This window comes from Nonomuraea salmonea (assembly GCF_042428605.1).
Taxonomy (GTDB): Bacteria; Actinomycetota; Actinomycetes; order Streptosporangiales; family Streptosporangiaceae; genus Nonomuraea; species Nonomuraea salmonea.
Window position 1 is genome coordinate 1 of sequence record NZ_JBHMCF010000019.1, and the last position, 17,184, is coordinate 17,184.

Below are 17,184 nucleotides of genomic sequence, written 5' to 3' on the forward strand. Positions count from 1 at the left end.
CGCGGCACATCCGCTCGCGGCACATCCGCTCGCGGCACATCCGCTCGCGGCACATCCGCTTGCGGCACATCCGCTTGCGGCACATCCGCTTGCGGCGCCCGCGCAGCGCGTTGCGTGCGCGGGCGCCTTGGACGGTCAGCCGCCGCAGCCGCCGTTCGCCTTGCACTTGGCCACCAGCGCGTTGTGCTCGGTTTCCGTGGTGGCGAACTCGGTCACCTGGCTCTTGGGGTCGGTGGCGACGAAGAACAGCCACGGCCCCTTGGCGGGGTTGAGCGCCGCCTCGATGGCGTGGTCACCGGGGTTGGCGATGGGCCCCGGCGGCAGCCCCGGGTACTTGTACGTGTTGTACCGGGACTTGGTGTTCCGCGTCTCGGCGAAGGTCGCGTACGTGCCCTTCTTCTTGAGCGCGTACATGACCGTGCTGTCCATCGCCAGGTTCATCGGCAGTTTGAGCCGGTTGTAGATGACGCGGGCGATCTTCGCCATGTCCTCCTGCCGGCCCGCCTCCGCCTGCACGATGCTCGCGATGGTGATGAGCTCGTGCGGCGTGAAGCCGAGGTCCTTGGCGCCCGACTCGATGTCGTACTTCTCGGCCGTCTGGTTGTAGCGCTTGACCATGGCCGCCAGGATCTGCTTCGGCGTCGAGTTGGGCTGGAACTCGTACGTGGCCGGGAAGGCGTACCCCTCCAGCTTGCCCTTGGCGTACTTCGGCAGGTCGAGGCTCTCGACGTCCTTGGCCGCCGCGTTGAACTCCTCAAGCGGCTTGCCGGTCTTCTCCGCGAGCTGGGGGAGCGTCTGGGACAGCCGCAGGCCCTCGGCGATGGTGAAGGTGTCGCGCAGCCGCTTGTCGTGGTCGAGCATCTCGACGGCGCTGGCGGCCGACATCTTCTTGCGCAGCTTGTACTCGCCGGGCTGCAGCGAGCCGCTCTTCTTCGCGTTGGCGATGGCGTTGGTGAACGCTCTGGCGCTGGCCACGACCCCCTGCCGCTCCAGCTCCTGCGCGACGTCGGAGGCGCTCTGGCCGTCCTTGATCTCGATGACGACCTCGCCGGAGCCGGCGCCGGTGTAGTCATCGGGAACAAGGGCGTCGTTGATCCGCGTGTAGGCGAAGTAGCCACCGCCGCCGAGGATGCCGGCCAGGACGATGAAGGCGAGCATCGGCGCGAGGAAGCGGCCCCGGTTGCGGCGCCGGCGACGGCGGCGGCCACCGCCGCGTTTGCCGGCGCCCCGGGAGCGGCGCCGAGGCGAGCCTTCGTCGTCCTCGGGGCCGAGCAGAGTGTTCAGATCGAGATCGTTCATAGATGCGCTGGCCAATCTCCCGGCACTGCCCGCCAGGCGTCAAGCGGAACTGCCCAACCGGCTGGAGTCACCGAGCGAAACGGGGGAATCCGCCGGACGCACCGCGCCGGCCGACGGGGATCACTCTGGGTAGCCATGCTAGGGGACGGAAAGAGGACGCATGCCCCGTTTTGGGGCTTTTGCGCGGGGACAGTGCGGGTCCCAACGAACATCAGCGTGTCCCGAGGTTCTTGTTCAACTCTTCCCGGTATCTCACGAACTCGCTCTCTTTGTCGGTGAATTTGGTGATTCTATGCGCGGGATCCGTGGTAACAAACCAGTGCCAATCGCCTTCAGCCGGGTTCAGGGCCGCCATCAGTGCCTTCTCGCCCGGATTGGCGATGGGGCCTGGGGGCAGCCCTTTGTGCCGGTAGGTGTTGTAGGGAGAGTTCACCTTGGTGTCGCTCTCCGTGACTTTCAGCGTCCGCCGGTTCTGCGCGTACAGCACCGTGCTGTCGATCTCCAACGGGGTGCCCTTCGCCAACCGGTTGTAGATCACCCTAGCGATCTTCGGGTAGTCCTCGTCAGTGCCGCCCTCGGCCTGGATCATGCTCGCCACCGTGACCACTTCGAGCGGCGTCAGGTTCACCTGCCCGGCCTGCTCCTCCAGGCCCACGTGACGGGCCGCGGCCTCGAACCGCTCGGCCATCGCCGCCAGCACGTCCACGGCGGTGTCGCCGGGCTCGATCTCGTACGTGGCGGGGAACAGGAACCCCTCAAGCCCGGGAGCGTACTTGGGCAGGCCGACGAGAGCCTTGTCCACCTTGCGCAGCTCCTCGACCGGCAGCCCGGCCAGCTTGGCCAGCCGGCTGAACACCTCCTGCACCCGCAGCCCCTCGGGCACGGTCACCCGCCGCACCACCCGCGAGGCGGGCTTGAGCAGCAGGTCGAGCGCCGCCGCCGCGGCCATGCCCTTGCGCAGCCGGTAGTGTCCCGGCCGCAGCCGGTCGCTCACCGCCCGCTGCTCGGTCACGTTCACAAACGACTGCGCGCTCGCCACCACCCCGGCCTCGGCCAGCGCCGCCCCGATCGCGTACGCGCTCGACCCCGGCGTGATCCGCACCGTCACCGCGCCGTTGCCCGGCCCCTGGAAGTCATCAGGACTCAGGTACGGCTTCACGACCGTGATGGCCCCCACGCCAAGCGCCAGCGCCCCGGCCAGCAACCCAGCGGACAGCACCCCGACCTTCCGCCAAGCCTTCCGCCGCCCGGCGGCCACATCGTTCCCAGCGGCCTCCTCGGAATGAGAAGGAGGTCGAGAAGGGGACTGGGAAGAGGGCTGCTCATCAGAGACGCTCCCCCGCTCGACCCCCGACTCCGCTCCCCCAGCCGCCCGCCGCTCAGACCCCGCCTCCGCCCCAGCGACAGCCCGCCCCTCAGACTCCGGCTCCGCCCCGGCGGCAACCTGCTCCTCGGGGTGCGGCTCCGTCCCGGCAGCCGCCCGCCGCTCAGGACCCGCCTCCGCCCCAGCGGCAGCCCGCCCCTCAGACTCCGGCTCCGCCCCAGCGACAACCTGCTCCGTGGGGTCCGACTGCGCCGCGGCTGCTGCCTGCCGATCGGGCTGGGCCAGCTCGTCTCGACCGGCCTCGGCCGCGGGCCGCTCCTCGGGCGCGGTTCGGGCCTCGGGCGCGGTTCGGGCCTCGGGCTCTGGCTCTGTGCTGCCGGGCAGGTCTTCGCTGTCCTGGAAGGGGATCATGTCGCCGAGGTCGTCCTCGTCGCCCGGTGTCCTGTTCATGCGACCGCCTCATCGGACACCAGATCGGAACGCTCCAAAGAGCTGCGAACAGCGGCCTCGGGACGGCACGTCCCGCCAGAGTCACTCGCCGCGCGGCGGCGCGCGTTCCCGGAGGACCGGTGTGCGTCTCCGGAAGAGTGGCGGGCGTGCTCGGAAGAGGGCAGCGCGAAGGAGGTGGCCCGAGCAGCGGGCCACCCGCAACGGGATGTGGGCGTGGGCGCGTTCATGAGGCAGGTCCGTCGGCCGCGCGGGGCGGTTCGACGGGCCTGCCTGGTGGTCTCTCGGTGGCGCGCTCGGAGTCGAGCGCGTCCTGCAGCAGCACGACGGCCGCCGCCTGGTCGACGACGCCGCGCTGCTTCTTGGCCCGCACGCCGCTGGCCCGCAGGCCCTGCTGCGCCGTGACCGTGGTCAGCCGCTCGTCGAACAGGCGGACGGGCGTGGGAGCCAGCCGCGCGGCGAGCCTGGCGGCGAACTCGCGCGCCAGCCCCGCGGCCTGCCCCTCACGCCCGGACAGCGAGGTGGGCAGCCCCACCACGACCTCGATCGCCTCGTGCTCGGCGGCGATCGCGGCGATGCGGGCGAGGTCGCCCTTGCCTCGCCGCACGGTCTCGACCGGCGTGGCCAGCAACCCGGACGGGTCGCTGCGCGCCACGCCGATGCGTACAGAACCGACGTCGACGCCGATTCGTGAACCGAACCTCATGTCAGCCGAGCTGCCCCACGATCGCGTCGTCAACCAGGCGCAGCGCGTCGCCGATCGCCTCCGGTCGTGTGCCGCCGCCCTGCGCGACATCGTCCTTGCCGCCACCGCCACCCCCAAGAGCCTTGGCGGCGACGCCGACCAGCCGTCCGGCCTTGAGCCCCCGCTCGCGCCCCGCCTCGTTGACCGCGGCAACCACCACGGGCCGGTCGGAGGGGACGCCGACGATCACGATGACCGCCGGCCGGTCGGCCGGGAACCTGCCTCGTACATCAAGCGCGAGCTTACGCAGGTCATCGGCGCCGGTGCCATCAGGCGCGCGGTGTGTCACGACGGAGACGCCGCCCAGGTCACGGGCCTGCGACACCAGCTCGCCCGCCACCTGGAGCACCTGGGCGGAACGCAGCCGCTCCAGCTCCTTCTCGGCGGTCCGCAGCCGCGTGACGATGCCCTCGATGCGCTCGGGCAGCTCTTCGCGGCGCGCCTTGAGCTGCTCGCTGAGCTGGTTGACCAGCACGCTCTCGCGGGCGAGGAAGCGGAAGGCGTCGATGCCGACGAGCGCCTCGACGCGGCGCACGCCCGCGCCGACCGACTGCTCGCCCAGCACCTTGACCAGGCCGAGCTGGCCGGAGCTGTGGACGTGGGTGCCGCCGCACAACTCGCGGGAGTAGTCGCCGATCTCGACCACGCGGACCTCGTCGCCGTACTTCTCGCCGAACATGGCCAGCGCGCCCATCGCCCGTGCCTCCGCCTGCGAGGTGTAGAAGGCGTTGACCTTGAGGTCGTTGATGAGCACGGCGTTGACTTCGTCCTCGACGTCGCGCAGCACGCTCGGCGGCACCGCGCCCGCCGCGGTGAAGTCGAAGCGGAAGCGGCCGGGAGAGTTCTCGGAGCCGGCCTGCGCCGCGGTCTCGCCGAGCGCGTTCTTGAAGCCGCGGTGGACGAGGTGGGTGGCGCTGTGGCTGCGCGAGATCGCGCGGCGCCGCTCGATGTCGATCTCCGCCTGCGCCTCGTCGCCGACCCGCAGCTCGCCGCTGCGGATCTTGCCGCGGTGCACGATGAGGCCCTTGAGCGGCGACTGCACGTCGACGACCTCGACCTCGGCCCCGCTCGTACGGATGACGCCCTGGTCGGCGAGCTGGCCACCGCCCTCGGCGTAGAACGGCGTGCGCTGCAGCACGACCTCGACCGTGCTGCCCGCGCCCGCCGCGGGGACGGGCAGGCCGTCGACGAGGACGCCGACGATGCGGGTGTCGGCCTCGGTCTCGTCGTAGCCGAGGAAGTCGACCTTGCCGGCGGACTCCAGCATCTGCCCGAACACGGAGATGTCGGCGTTGCCGGTCTTCTTCGCCGCCGCGTCGGCCTTGGCCGCCGCCCGCTGCTCCTTCATGAGCCGGCGGAAGCCCTCTTCGTCGACCTTGAGGCCGTGCTCGGCCGCCATCTCCAGCGTCAGGTCGATGGGGAAGCCGTAGGTGTCGTGGAGCTTGAACGCCTGGTCGCCGGGGATCGTGGTGCCCGACTTGCGCTTGGTCTCCTCGACGGCGACGTCGAAGATCGCGGTGCCGGTGCGCAGCGTGCCGAGGAACGACGCCTCCTCGGCGTCGATGACCGCGTGGATCTGCGGCGCGTCGGCCTTGAGCTGGTCGTACTGCTCGCCCATCACGTTGATCGCGACGTCGGTCAGCTCGTGCATGTAGCGCTCGTCGCCGGAGCCGAGCAGGCGCAGGTTGCGGATCGAGCGGCGCAGGATGCGGCGCAGGACGTAGCCGCGGCCCTCGTTGCCGGGCAGCACGCCGTCGGCGACCAGCATGGTGCCGGTGCGCACGTGGTCGGCGATGACCCGCAGGCTGACGTCGGCGCGCTGGTCGCGCCCGTAGCGGGTCTTGGTGAGCTCGGCCGCCTTGTCGAGGATCTTGTAGGTGGTGTCGATCTCGTAGATGTTGTCGACGCCCTGCAGGATCGCCGCCATGCGCTCGAGGCCCATGCCGGTGTCGATGTTCTTGCTCGGCAGCTCGCCGGAGATGTCGAAGTCGGTCTTGGCCCGGACCGCGCTCAGCTGGTATTGCATGAACACGAGGTTCCAGACCTCGAGGTAGCGGTCCTCGTCGGCGACGGGGCCGCCCTCCTTGCCGTATTCGGGGCCGCGGTCGTAGTAGATCTCGGAGCAGGGGCCGCCCGGGCCGGGCACGCCCATGTGCCAGTAGTTGTCCTCGAGGTCGCGGCGCTGGATGCGGTGCTCGGGCAGGCCGACCTTGTTGCGCCAGATGTCGTACGCCTCGTCGTCCTCGAGGTAGACCGTCGCCCACAGCTTGTCCTCGGGGAAGCCGAAGCCGCCGTCGGACTCGGACCTGGTGAGCAGCTCCCACGCGTAGGGGATCACCTCGGCCTTGAAGTAGTCGCCGAAGGAGAAGTTGCCCAGCATCTGGAAGAACGTCGCGTGCCTGGTGGTCTTGCCGACCTCGTCGATGTCGGGCGTGCGGACGCACTTCTGGGCGGTGGCGAGCCGTGACCCCGGAGGCCTGCGCTGCCCCAGGAAGTACGGCTTGAACGGCACCATACCCGCGTTGACCAGGAGAAGCGTCGGGTCCTCAGCGATCAGGCTGGCCGAGGGCACTATGGTGTGCCCACGCTCCTCGAAGAAGCGCAGGAAGCGGCGCGCGATCTCTGCCGACTCCATGGTGGCCATCCTTTGCTGTAGTCAGTCGTGTTGTCGTGTTCGTCGAGCCGCCCGCCGTCGGCGGGCGAGCGTCATCCGGCGTTTTCAGCCTTGTCGAGGCCGAACCGGGCGCGCAACTCGGTTTCGCGCTCCGCGGCCTCGCCGAGCGCGTCGTGAGTAAAGTCTCTCACCTGCCGGAGCATGCCCGCGGCGCCGTCGGCCGTCCGCCGGGCGACGTGGTCGGGGTGGAGTGCCTGCAGGCGGCGCATCACCCAGAAGGCGAGGAACGCGCCCAGCGAGACGTAGAACATGCGTCTGATCATCGTGCGCGCTCCTGAACCCGGCTCCTGCTCGTCCGCACGGGGCGGCGCGGCCGGCGGGCCTCGATGGCCCTGCGCAGGCCGTAGCTCAGGGAGGACACCTTGATCAGCGGCCCGGTGAAGATGGTCTGCGTGACCGCGCTCAGCTTGGCCGCGTGGCCGCTGACCTGCTTGACGTCCTTGGCGATGGCCTCGACGGCGACGAGCTGCCTGTTGGTCTCGTTGACCGTCACGCTGACGTCGTCGAGCAGCGGCGCCAGGCGCTTGTTCAGGTCGGAGACCGCCTTGGTGGTCTCGTTGAGCAGCCGGGCGAGCTTGACGAGCACCATGGCCATGACGCACACCAGGACCACCCAGCCCGTGGCGGCGATCAGCCCGGCGACCTCTCCAGCGGTAAGCATCCGCGCATCTCCCTACGTACGCTGGGCCGGAACGTCAAGACCCTATCGCGTTCGGGTGACAACGTTAGTGCGGACGGCTTCCGCGCTCAGGCAGCCACGTCGGCTCCGCGGGTCCGCGCCGCCGCTCGCATGAGGGCACGCGCGGCCCGGATCTCGGGCGCCACCAGCCGTTCCGGCATCGCCATGGCCGTCGCGCGCAGCGCCTTGAGCGCCGCGCCCGCCGCGTATCCGGCCGCCGCGTCGCCTGGGCAGCCGTACATGCTCCTGGCCCAGCCGGGCAGCGTGGCGAACGCGAGCGCGCCGACGGCGGGCAGGGTGCAGGGCCGCAGCGAGGGCGGCGGGGTGACGACGAGGCGCAGCAGCTCGCGTGCCTCGTCGGTGGCGGACAGGTGGGCGCGCATCCCGGTGAGGTGGTCGGCCAGCTCACCTGCGCTGTCCGGCACGTCGGTGAGGCCGGCGAGGCCGGCGAGGTACGCGGCGCGGCGCTGCTCGGCCACGTACGCGTCCCGCTCCCCCGCCGTCAGCGCCACCCCCGAGAGCCGGGCGACCTCCAGGTGGGACGCCACTTCGGCGCAGTGCGCCCAGCGCAGGCTCTCCGGCTCGTCCAGCCGGAACAGCGTGCCCGTCGCGGTGTCGAGCCCGACGAGGCGGGCGTGCACCTCGCGGGCCCGCTCGTACGCCGCCTCGGCCTGCTCACGCGTCCCGAAGGTGCGCAGGGCGACGAAGCCGAGCCGCCGCCGCAGGTGCGCCCTGACCGCCTCGGCGTCGTCGAGCAGGTGGTTCTGGACGATGCCGCGGATCGTGCGCGGGTGCAGGGCCTGGAGCTGGAAGGCGCGTACGGCCGCCGGCCAGGCGGGCGTCTCGGTGTGGACGCGCCAGGTGATCGATCGGGGGCCGAACAGGCCGCCGCCGGGGGTCACGGTCGGCTTCACAACGATCATGATTCCCCGTGATCGCAGACTTAGTACCACTTTGGACGATTCGCCGGCGAAGGTGTCACGACCCCCTGAGGAAGTCGCGGATCTTCGCCCACCGCTCGGCCACCGGCGCCTCGGCCCCGTGGCGGGTCGGCTGGTAGTAGCGCCGTTCGCGCACCTGCTCGGGCGCGTAGTCCTGGCGCACCAGCCCGTGGTCGTAGTCGTGGGGGTAGCGGTAGCCGTCGCCGTGGCCCAGCTTGGCGGCCCCGGAGTAGTGGGCGTCGCGCAGGTGGCCGGGCACCTGTCCGATCAGCCCCTTGCGGACGTCGCCGATCGCCGCCCCGATGGCCTTGACGACGGCGTTGGACTTGGGCGCGGTGGCGCAGTGGATGACGGCGTGGGCCAGGTTGATCTGCCCCTCGGGCAGCCCGATGAGCTGCACCGCCTGCGCGGCGGCCACGGCGGTCTGCAGGCAGGTGGGGTCGGCCAGGCCGACGTCCTCGGAGGCGAAGATGACGATGCGGCGGGCGATGAAGCGCGGGTCCTCGCCGGCCTCGATCATGCGGGCGAGGTAGTGGAGCGCCGCGTCGGCGTCGGAGCCGCGCATCGACTTGATGAACGCGCTGATGACGTCGTAGTGCTGGTCGCCCTGCCGGTCATAGCGTACGGCGGCCTTGTCGACGGCCTTCTCCACCACCTCCACGGTGATGTCGTCGGCCAGCAGCGCCGCCGCCTCCAGGTAGGTGAGTGAGCGCCGAGCGTCGCCGCCCGCCAGGCGCACGAGGTGGTCGAGCGCCTCGGGCGCGAGCGTGTTGCGCCCGCCGAGCCCGCGCGGGTCGGACACGGCCCGCTCCAGCACCGCCCGCACGTCGTCGTCGGTCAGCGACTCCAGCGTGAGCAGCAGCGAGCGGGACAGCAGCGGCGAGATGACCGAGAAGAACGGGTTCTCCGTGGTGGCGCCGATGAAGGTGACCCAGCGGTTCTCCACAGCCGGCAGCAGGGCGTCCTGCTGGGCCTTGTTGAAGCGATGCACCTCGTCGACGAACAGCACGGTCTGGCGGCCGGTCATGCCGAGCTCGCGGCGCGCCGAGTCGATGGCGGCGCGGACGTCCTTCACCCCGGCGGAGACGGCCGAGACCTCGACGAAGCGGCGCTTGGTGACATTGGAGACCACGTAGGCGAGCGTGGTCTTGCCGGTGCCGGGCGGCCCCCACAGGAACAGCGACATGGGAGCCTCGCTCTCGACCAGGCGCCGCAGCGGGGTGCCGGACCCGAGCAGATGCCGCTGACCGATCACCTCGTCGAGCGTGCGCGGACGCATGCGCACGGCGAGCGGCTGCGGTGTGGCCTCCTCGGCCGCCGAATCGAACAGGCTATCCACAACGCGAGATTACACGCTGCGGCAGGCCCGCTAGGACCACACGGCCCTGGCTCCCGAGTCCCCGGCCTGGAAGACGTAGAAGGCGGCCACGGCGGCCAGCACGACCGTCAGCGCCGCGAGGACGACCGTGACGGGCCGGCCGAAGCGGTCGCCCGACAGGGAGTCGCGGGCGGGGCGGGAGGCGTACACGAGGAGCAGCGCGGACGCGCCGAGCCCGAGCACGGACAGCAGCAGCGGCAGGGCGAAGCCCTCGTGCGCGGAGATGAGTTCCGCCATCTCGCCCTCGGCCTCGCCGAACCTGGCCTCCTTGAGGCTCTCGCCGCTCTGCCTGGCGACGAACACGGCCGCGGGCGCCGCCAAGGAGAGCAGCACGACGGCCCACGCGGTGGAGGGGCGCCAGCGGGGCACGAGCGCGTACGCGAGCGCGACGACGGCGAGCAGCGGCGTGAGCACGACGGCGAAGTGGACGATCAGGGGGTGGGCCGGCAGGCCGAGGATCTCGTCGAACATGGGGACTCCTTGGTTCTCCTTCACTTACGGTCCGCGCCGCCTGCAGGTTCGCGGCCTCAGCGGTCGCTTCGCTCGGCTTTCGCCACTTACGTCCGTCACATATCGAAGGCCGGTAGCATTCGCGGAGTTGTTTGGTCATACCTTGGCAAAGACGAGAGGACATAGCGGTGAGCGGCGACGACCGCCAGAGCGAAGAGGACCGCCAGAAAGAGCTGGCGCGGGAGCACAAGGAACGGCAGGCGAAGCGCGCCGCCGCGCAGACCGTTAAGGCGAGGCGGAACACCTTCATCGGCGCGGCCGTGGCTGTCGTCGTGGTCGCGGGCGGCATCTTCGCGGCGACCACCTTGGTCGACAACGAGCCCGACGAGGCTTCGGCGCAGGCGAGCCCCTCGGCCAGCGCCAGCACCCCGGCGACGCCCGAGACGCCCACTCCGACCAGGACCGGCCCCGTGACGTGCACGTACAAGCGGGACAAGTCGGTGCCCAACAAGTTCGTGGGCCTGCCGCCCAAGAAGCCGAACCTGAAGCTCAAGAAGATGACGATCGAGCTGAACCGCGGCAACGTCGTCGTCGACCTGATGACGAACGAGGCGCCGTGCGCGGTCAACTCGCTGAACTTCCTGTCGCGCAAGAAGTTCTACAACGACATGAAGTGCCACCGCCTGGTGACGCCCGAGGTGTCGGGCGTGCACATGCTGCAGTGCGGTGACCCGCTGGCCAAGGCCGACGGCAAGAACCCGACCGACGGCCAAGGCACAGCGGGCTACGTCTACGGCGACGAGAACATCGAGATCCCGGTCGGCAAGGGCGTGGTGTTCATGACCCAGCCGGGTGACTCGGCCGGGCAGAACAACAGCCAGTTCGCGATCTCGCTGTCCAACGAGAACATGCAGATCGGCGCCGGCTACTCGGTCGTCGGCATCGTCAGCGAGGGCATGGAGATGCTGGAGGGCCTGGCCACCAGCCCCAAGGACCTCATCGTCAACGAGGCCGACATCACCGGCGACGGCGGCACCACCGCACCGCGCAAGCCGGTCATCATCAAGCGCATCACCTTCTCCTGACGCGCGGCCCCCGCCCGGATGTGAGAACGGCCCGGGCGCCCCCTTCGCGGGGCGCCCGGGCCGTTCGCATTCGCGGGACTACGCCTGCTTGGGCGCGGCGTCCACGCCCGCCTCCTTGCGCTGCTCCGTCGTGATCGGCGTGGGCGCGCCGGTCAGCGGGTCGAAGCCGGAGGCCGTCTTCGGGAACGCGATCACGTCGCGGATCGAGTCGCCGCCCGACAGCAGCATGCAGATGCGGTCCCAGCCGTAGGCGATGCCGCCGTGCGGGGGCGGGCCGTACTTGAACGCCTCGAGCAGGAAGCCGAACTTGCTCTCCGCGTCCTCCTTGGAGATGCCGAGCACGTCGAAGACGCGCTGCTGCATCTCGGCCCGGTGGATACGGATCGAGCCGCCGCCGATCTCCATGCCGTTGCAGACCATGTCGTAGGCGTAGGCCAGCGCCTCGCCAGGGTGGTCCTGGAAGTTGTCGGCCCACTCCGGCTTCGGCCCGGTGAACGGGTGGTGCACGGCCGTCCAGCCGCCCTCGCCGTCCTCCTCGAACATGGGCGCGTCGACGACCCACAGGAACGACCACTGCGACTCGTCGATCAGGTCGCAGCGCCGGCCGATCTCCAGCCGGGCCGCGCCGAGCAGGTCGCGGGCGGCGCTCTTGGCGCCGGCGGCGAAGAAGATGGCGTCGCCCGGCTGCGCGCCGACCTTGCCGGCCAGCCCGGACAGCTCCTGCTCCGACAGGTTCTTCGCGACCGGGCCGCCGAGCGTGCCGTCCTCCTGGACGAGCACGTAGGCCAGGCCCTTGGCGCCGCGGGAGCGGGCCCACTCCTGCCAGCCGTCGAGCTCCTTGCGGGTCTGGGAGGCCCCGCCGGGCATGACGACGGCGCCGACGTAGTCGGCCTGGAAGACGCGGAACGAGGTGCCGGAGAAGTAGTCGGTCATCTCGACCAGCTCCTGGCCGAAGCGCAGGTCGGGCTTGTCGGAGCCGTAGCGGGCCATCGCGTCGGCGTACGTCATGCGCGGCAGCGGGGTCGGCAGCTCGTAGCCGGCGATCTCCTTCCACAGCCGGCCGATCAGCTTCTCGCCGACCTCGATGACGTCCTCCTGGTCGACGAACGACATCTCGACGTCGATCTGGGTGAACTCCGGCTGCCGGTCGGCCCGCAGGTCCTCGTCGCGGTAGCACTTGGCCAGCTGGTAGTAGCGCTCGAGGCCGGCCACCTGCAGCAGCTGCTTGAACAGCTGCGGCGACTGCGGCAGGGCGTACCAGTTGCCCGGCTGCAGCCGCACCGGCACCAGGAAGTCGCGCGCGCCCTCGGGCGTGGAGCGGGTCAGGGTGGGCGTCTCGACGTAGACGAAGCCGAGCTCGTGCATCACCTCGTTGGCGAGGTAGGTCGCCTTGGAGCGGGTGCGCATCGCGTTGGCCACCTGCTGCCGGCGGATGTCGAGGTAGCGGTATTTGAGCCGCGCCTCCTCCGACACCCCCACGTTGCCCTCGATGGGGAACGGCAGCGGCGCCGACTCGCTCAGCACCTCGACCGTGTCGGCCACCACCTCGACGGCGCCGGTGGGCAGCTCGGGGTTCTCGTTGCCCTCGGGCCGCACCCTGACCTTGCCGACGACCTGCACGCAGTATTCGGCGCGCAGGTCGTGGGCGTGGTCCTCCTCGCGGAAGACCACCTGCGCCGAGCCGGAGGCGTCGCGCAGGTCGATGAAGACGACACCGCCGTGGTCACGGCGGCGCGCCACCCATCCTGCGAGCGTCACCTGCTGCCCGGCGTGCTCCTCGCGGAGCGACCCGGCGGTATGCGTGCGGATCACTGCACTTTCCCTTCATGCGGATGAGTGAGGGGAGGCAGCGGCCCTGGCTCGCCGGTCACTGCACCTTCCCCTTCAAGACGTCGACGACCTTGGCCAGCGGCACCTCGGTCTGCTCGGCGGTGGCCAGGTCCTTCACTTGCACGGCCTCGGCGGCCAGGTCACGCTCGCCCAGGATCAGCGCGAACGCGGCGCCCGAGCGGCCGGCGCCCTTCATCGCGCCCTTGAGCCCCTTGCCGCCGAAGGCCATGTCGGCGCTGAGCCCGGCCGCGCGCAGCTCGTCGATGAGCAGGAACATGCGGCGCCGGGCGTCGTCACCCAGCGGGACACCGTACACCTGCACGCGCTCGTGTGCCGCGTCGTCGCCGAGCAGGCCCTCGGCCTCCATGGCCAGGAACGTGCGGTCGACGCCGAGCGCCCAGCCGACGCTGGGCAGCGGCGGCCCGTCGAGCATCTCGCTCAGCCCGTCGTAGCGGCCGCCGCCGCCGACGGCCGACTGCGAGCCGAGCCCGTCGTGGACGAACTCGAACGTGGTGCGGGTGTAGTAGTCGAGGCCGCGCACCAGGCGCGGGTCGTCCTCGAAGGCGACGCCGGAGGCGCTCAGCAGGGCGCGCACCTCCTCGTGGTACGCCCGGCAGTCGTCGCACAGGTGGTCGACCACCAGCGGCGCGCCGGCGAGCTGGGCCTGCACCTCGGGCCGCTTGTCGTCGAGCACCCGCAGCGGGTTGATCTCGATGCGGGCCCTGGTGTCGGCGTCGAGGTCGAGCCCGCGCAGGAACTCCTGCAGCGCGGCCCGGTAGGCGGGCCGGCAGTTCTTGTCGCCGAGCGAGTTGAGCAGCAGCCGGACGTCGCGCAGCCCGAGCGAGGCGAAGCCGCGCGCGCCGAGCACGATCAGCTCGGCGTCGAGCGCGGGGTCCTCGGCGCCCAGCGCCTCGGCGCCGACCTGCCAGAAGTGGCGGTAGCGGCCCTTCTGGGCGCGCTCGTAGCGGAACTGGCTGCCGGAGTACCACAACTTCACCGGCAGCTGCCCGGTGTGCAGGTTGTGCTGGAGCACCGCACGGACCACCGAGGCGGTGCCCTCGGGGCGCAGCGTCAGCGAGCGGCCCGCCTTGTCGGGGAAGGTGTACATCTCCTTGGAGACGATGTCGGTCGACTCGCCTACGCCCCTCGCGAACAGCTGGGTGTCTTCGAAGACCGGCGTCTCGATGTAGCCGTAGCCGGCGAGGCGCAGCGGCGCGGCCAGCGCCTCGCGTACGGCGAGGACCCGCTCGGAGCGGGGTGGCAGCCAGTCGAAGGTGCCTTTCGGTGCTTGGAAGCTCATTAGATCCCTCGTGTGGGACCGGCGTGCGGCGCTGCTTCCTTGAGATATGGGTTGGTCGCGCGCTCGCGGCCGATCGTGGTCTGTGGTCCGTGGCCCGGCAGGACGACCGTATCGTCCGGCAGCGGCAGACACTTGGTAGCCAGGCTGCTCAGGATGGTCGTGTAGTCGCCGCCGGGAAGATCGGTGCGGCCGATGGAGCCGGCGAACAGCAGGTCGCCCGAGAACATGATCTCGTCGCCGGGCAGCCGGAAGCTCACCGACCCCCTGGTATGGCCTGGCGTGTGATCGACCACGAGCTCCAGCCCCGCGAGCGGCAGCACGGCGCCGTCGGACAGCTCGCGCACGTCGTCGGGCTCGCTCAGCGTGAGGCCGCCGAACAGCGACGCGCTGGTGTCGGACCAGCCCGCGGCCGGGTCGCTCAGCAGGTGGCGGTCGTCGGGGTGGATCCAGGCGGGCACGTCGCGCGCGCCGCAGACGGGAGCCACCGACCAGACGTGATCGAGGTGGCCGTGGGTGAGCAGGACGGCGACGGGCTTGAGCCGGTGCTCGCGCAGCAGCTCGTCGACCCCCTCGACGGCGTCCTGACCAGGATCGACGATGACGCACTCCTCGCCGGCCGCGGGCGCGACTACGTAACAATTGGTCTGGAAGGCCCCTGCGGGGAAGCCGGCGATGAGCATCTGCCTCAGGTGATCTCGTCGAAAAGCCAATGGGAATGTAACCGAAGGGTACCGGTGCGGGTCGCCGGGCTGCGAATCATTACCCGTTGGCCGATACGATTCGCCCACCTCAGTTGATTGACTATGGGAGGCAAAGCGGTGGCCACGGGGAAGGACCGGCAGAAGCAGCTGGCACGCGAGCACTACGAGCGGCAGATGCAGCGCCGCATCGAGCGTGAGCAGAAGGCCAAGCGCACGGCGATCATCGGCTCCACCGCGGGCGTGGTGGTCGTGGTCGGCGGCATCGTGGCCGCGGTCGCGCTGCTCGGGGGCAACGACCCGGGCACCGAGGCGGCCGCCTCGCCCTCCGCGACGGCCGCGGAGACCGCACCGGCGTCGGAGAACACGGGGCCGAAGCCCTACGACGCGGCGACGGGCACGTGCGACTACGTCAAGGACACCTCAGGCGGTCAGGTCAAGGACGTCGGCATGCCGCCGGCCAAGGTCAAGACCGAGCCCGCCACGAAGAAGATGACGATCGACACCAACCTCGGTGAGATCGTCGTCGAGCTGAACAACGCCAAGGCTCCCTGCACCACCAACTCGCTGGAGTTCCTGGCGGAGAAGAAGTACTACGACGGCAGCAAGTGCCACCGGCTCGGCAGCGACAAGTTCCCCATGCTGCAGTGCGGCGACCCGACCGCCAAGGCCGACGGCAAGAGCCAGGACGGCTCGGGCGGCCCCGGTTACGTCATGGCCGAGGAGAACCTCCAGGGCGCCCAGTACAAGCGCGGCGTGATGGCGATGGCCAAAACCTCCGCGCCGGGCAGCACGGGCAGCCAGTTCTTCCTCGTTTACGGCGACATCGGCCTCACCCCGGATTACACGCCGGTGGGTACGATCACCAAGGGGCTCGACATCCTGGACAAGGTGAACAAAGCAGGCGTGATCGCCGACGCGGGAGATGGGACAGGAGCACCTAAGCAAACCGTCGAAATCAAAGACGTGACAATCGCCGGCAAGAGCTGACGTAATACAAACTAGGGACGAAGTAGTCCCGAAGGGTCTGATGGATAGTGCGGGAGGACACGGTGAGCACCGACCCGTGGGGCCGGGTAGACGACGACGGCACCGTCTACGTGCGTACGGCTGAGGGAGAGCGAGCCGTCGGCTCCTGGCAGGCCGGTGAACCCGAAGAGGCACTGGCCTACTTCCATCGCAAGTACGACGAGCTGGCCGGTCAGGTCCAGCTCCTCGAACAGCGCGTCAGGGGCACCGACCTCGCTCCGGCCCAGGCCGAGGCCGGCATCACCAAGCTGCGCGAAGCCGTGGCCGACGCCCACGCCGTCGGCGACCTGGCCGCGCTGACGGCCAGGCTCGACGGGCTGACCGAGCTGGTGGCCCAGCGCCGCGAGGAGGTCAAGGCCGCGCGCGAGCAGGCGCGGGCCGAGGCCAGGGCGGTCAAGGAGCGGATCGTCGGCGAGGCCGAGCGCATCGCCGAGGAGACCACCCACTGGAAGTCGGGCGGCGAACGGCTGCGCCAGCTCGTGGAGGAGTGGAAGGCGGCCGACCGCATCGACCGCGCCACCGAGGCCACGCTGTGGAAGCGGCTGTCGGCGGCCCGCACGGCGTTCGCCAAGCGGCGCAAGGCGTACTTCGCGGGGCTCGACGAGCAGCGCGAGGGCGTGCGCGCGGAGAAGGAGCGCATCGTCGCCGAGGCCGAGTCACTGGCCGGCTCCACCGACTGGGGCCCCACGGCGGCCGTCTACCGCGACCTCATGCAGCAGTGGAAGAACGCCGGGCGGGCCTCGCGCGAGGCCGAGGACGAGCTGTGGGCGCGCTTCAAGGCCGCCCAGGACCAGTTCTTCCAGGCGCGCTCGGCGGTGTTCGCCGAGCGCGACGCCTCGCTCGCGGCCAACGCGGTGGTCAAGGAGGAGCTGCTGGCCGAGGCCGAGAAGATCCTGCCGGTCACCGACGTCCGCACCGCCAGGGCCGCGCTGCGCAGCATCCTCGAGCGCTGGGAGGCCGCCGGTCCCGTGCCGCGCGACCAGCGCGACCGCCTGGAGGGCGGGCTGCGCCGGGTGGACGAGACCGTGCGCAAGGCCGAGGACGCCGAGTGGAAGCGCTCCAACCCCGAGGCGAGGGCGCGCGCCCAGAGCACCGTCGACCAGCTGCGCACCTCCATCGAGCAGCTGGAGAAGCGCCTGGACAAGGCGCAGGCCGCGGGCCGGGCGAAGGACGTCAAGGAGGCCGAGGAGGCGCTCACCGCCCGCCGTTCGTGGCTGGCGGAGGCGGAGCGCACGCTGGCCGAGTTCAGCTGATCCGGCGCGGGGTCCCTTCTCACGGGGGCTCCTCGCCGGTCGCCATGCGGGC

The 17,184-nt window shown here is 70.7% G+C and carries 15 protein-coding genes; 3 read left to right on the top strand and 12 right to left on the bottom strand.

Going from position 1 to position 17,184, the window contains the following annotated elements; genetic code table 11:
* Window positions 1–135 precede the first annotated feature (135 nt).
* The 9 genes from mltG (ACFFR3_RS19785) to ACFFR3_RS19825 all read right to left on the bottom strand — a co-directional run bounded on the left by mltG (ACFFR3_RS19785) (window position 136) and on the right by ACFFR3_RS19825 (window position 9,958).
* Window positions 136–1,299: an endolytic transglycosylase MltG gene (gene mltG, locus ACFFR3_RS19785; RefSeq protein ID WP_364373720.1), complete on the bottom strand. Its 1,164-nt coding sequence runs from the start codon at window positions 1,297–1,299 to the stop codon at window positions 136–138.
* A 211-nt stretch (window positions 1,300–1,510) separates the two neighbouring features.
* Entirely contained in the window at window positions 1,511–2,518 is a 1,008-nt protein-coding gene (gene mltG / locus ACFFR3_RS19790; protein ID WP_379483604.1) for an endolytic transglycosylase MltG, read from the bottom strand.
* 778 nt (window positions 2,519–3,296) lie between these two features.
* Window positions 3,297–3,776, bottom strand: a complete 480-nt coding sequence (gene ruvX, locus ACFFR3_RS19795; RefSeq protein WP_345386306.1) for a Holliday junction resolvase RuvX — start codon at window positions 3,774–3,776, stop codon at window positions 3,297–3,299.
* Window position 3,777: 1 nt separating this feature from the next.
* Window positions 3,778–6,450: an alanine--tRNA ligase gene (alaS, locus tag ACFFR3_RS19800; RefSeq protein WP_364373713.1), complete on the bottom strand. Its 2,673-nt coding sequence runs from the start codon at window positions 6,448–6,450 to the stop codon at window positions 3,778–3,780.
* 71 nt (window positions 6,451–6,521) lie between these two features.
* Complete coding sequence (locus ACFFR3_RS19805; RefSeq protein ID WP_379483605.1) at window positions 6,522–6,752, bottom strand: hypothetical protein; 231 nt, start codon at window positions 6,750–6,752, stop codon at window positions 6,522–6,524.
* Complete coding sequence (locus tag ACFFR3_RS19810; protein WP_345386310.1) at window positions 6,749–7,150, bottom strand: DUF948 domain-containing protein; 402 nt, start codon at window positions 7,148–7,150, stop codon at window positions 6,749–6,751. The genes ACFFR3_RS19805 and ACFFR3_RS19810 overlap by 4 nt, the downstream gene beginning before the upstream one ends.
* Before the next feature lie 86 nt (window positions 7,151–7,236).
* Entirely contained in the window at window positions 7,237–8,091 is an 855-nt protein-coding gene (locus ACFFR3_RS19815) for an oxygenase MpaB family protein (protein ID WP_379483606.1), read from the bottom strand.
* Window positions 8,092–8,146: 55 nt separating this feature from the next.
* On the bottom strand, window positions 8,147–9,388 hold the full coding sequence (locus ACFFR3_RS19820) for a replication-associated recombination protein A (protein ID WP_446686048.1): 1,242 nt from the start codon (window positions 9,386–9,388) through the stop codon (window positions 8,147–8,149).
* Window positions 9,389–9,478: 90 nt separating this feature from the next.
* On the bottom strand, window positions 9,479–9,958 hold the full coding sequence (locus ACFFR3_RS19825) for a DUF2231 domain-containing protein (RefSeq protein ID WP_345386316.1): 480 nt from the start codon (window positions 9,956–9,958) through the stop codon (window positions 9,479–9,481).
* A 167-nt stretch (window positions 9,959–10,125) separates the two neighbouring features.
* On the opposite strand from ACFFR3_RS19825, the gene ACFFR3_RS19830 reads away from it, so the two are divergent.
* On the top strand, window positions 10,126–11,022 hold the full coding sequence (locus tag ACFFR3_RS19830; RefSeq protein ID WP_345386318.1) for a peptidylprolyl isomerase: 897 nt from the start codon (window positions 10,126–10,128) through the stop codon (window positions 11,020–11,022).
* A 78-nt stretch (window positions 11,023–11,100) separates the two neighbouring features.
* Here ACFFR3_RS19830 and aspS read toward each other — a convergent pair whose 3' ends face one another.
* The 3 genes from aspS to ACFFR3_RS19845 are packed head-to-tail and all read right to left on the bottom strand — an operon-like array spanning window position 11,101 to window position 14,832.
* Entirely contained in the window at window positions 11,101–12,834 is a 1,734-nt protein-coding gene (aspS, locus tag ACFFR3_RS19835) for an aspartate--tRNA ligase (protein ID WP_379483607.1), read from the bottom strand.
* 55 nt (window positions 12,835–12,889) lie between these two features.
* Complete coding sequence (gene hisS, locus ACFFR3_RS19840; protein ID WP_345386320.1) at window positions 12,890–14,152, bottom strand: histidine--tRNA ligase; 1,263 nt, start codon at window positions 14,150–14,152, stop codon at window positions 12,890–12,892.
* Window positions 14,152–14,832, bottom strand: coding sequence for an MBL fold metallo-hydrolase (locus ACFFR3_RS19845; RefSeq protein ID WP_345386322.1), 681 nt, complete (start codon window positions 14,830–14,832; stop codon window positions 14,152–14,154). Before ACFFR3_RS19845 ends, hisS begins: the two co-directional genes overlap by 1 nt.
* A gap of 138 nt (window positions 14,833–14,970) precedes the next feature.
* Here ACFFR3_RS19845 and ACFFR3_RS19850 point away from each other — a divergent pair, with 138 nt between their 5' ends.
* Together ACFFR3_RS19850 and ACFFR3_RS19855 are read left to right on the top strand one after the other, a co-directional pair.
* Entirely contained in the window at window positions 14,971–15,840 is an 870-nt protein-coding gene (locus tag ACFFR3_RS19850) for a peptidylprolyl isomerase (RefSeq protein ID WP_345386324.1), read from the top strand.
* Between the two features lie 62 nt (window positions 15,841–15,902).
* The gene (locus tag ACFFR3_RS19855; protein ID WP_345386326.1) at window positions 15,903–17,132 is read left to right on the top strand and encodes a DUF349 domain-containing protein; all 1,230 of its coding nucleotides are present in this window, start codon (window positions 15,903–15,905) and stop codon (window positions 17,130–17,132) included.
* The last annotated feature ends 52 nt before the right edge of the window (window positions 17,133–17,184 follow it).

Bases quoted from the DNA above. Each gene is read 5' to 3' on its own strand.
- ACFFR3_RS19845 (WP_345386322.1), bottom strand. From the start codon at position 14,832: ATGCTCATCGCCGGCTTCCCCGCAGGGGCCTTCCAGACCAATTGTTAC.
- alaS (WP_364373713.1), bottom strand. From the start codon at position 6,450: ATGGAGTCGGCAGAGATCGCGCGCCGCTTCCTGCGCTTCTTCGAGGAG.
- ACFFR3_RS19810 (WP_345386310.1), bottom strand. From the start codon at position 7,150: ATGCTTACCGCTGGAGAGGTCGCCGGGCTGATCGCCGCCACGGGCTGG.
- ACFFR3_RS19805 (WP_379483605.1), bottom strand. From the start codon at position 6,752: ATGATCAGACGCATGTTCTACGTCTCGCTGGGCGCGTTCCTCGCCTTC.
- ruvX (WP_345386306.1), bottom strand. From the start codon at position 3,776: ATGAGGTTCGGTTCACGAATCGGCGTCGACGTCGGTTCTGTACGCATC.
- ACFFR3_RS19815 (WP_379483606.1), bottom strand. From the start codon at position 8,091: ATGATCGTTGTGAAGCCGACCGTGACCCCCGGCGGCGGCCTGTTCGGC.
- mltG (WP_364373720.1), bottom strand. From the start codon at position 1,299: ATGAACGATCTCGATCTGAACACTCTGCTCGGCCCCGAGGACGACGAA.
- hisS (WP_345386320.1), bottom strand. From the start codon at position 14,152: ATGAGCTTCCAAGCACCGAAAGGCACCTTCGACTGGCTGCCACCCCGC.
- ACFFR3_RS19825 (WP_345386316.1), bottom strand. From the start codon at position 9,958: ATGTTCGACGAGATCCTCGGCCTGCCGGCCCACCCCCTGATCGTCCAC.
- ACFFR3_RS19820 (WP_446686048.1), bottom strand. From the start codon at position 9,388: ATGCGTCCGCGCACGCTCGACGAGGTGATCGGTCAGCGGCATCTGCTC.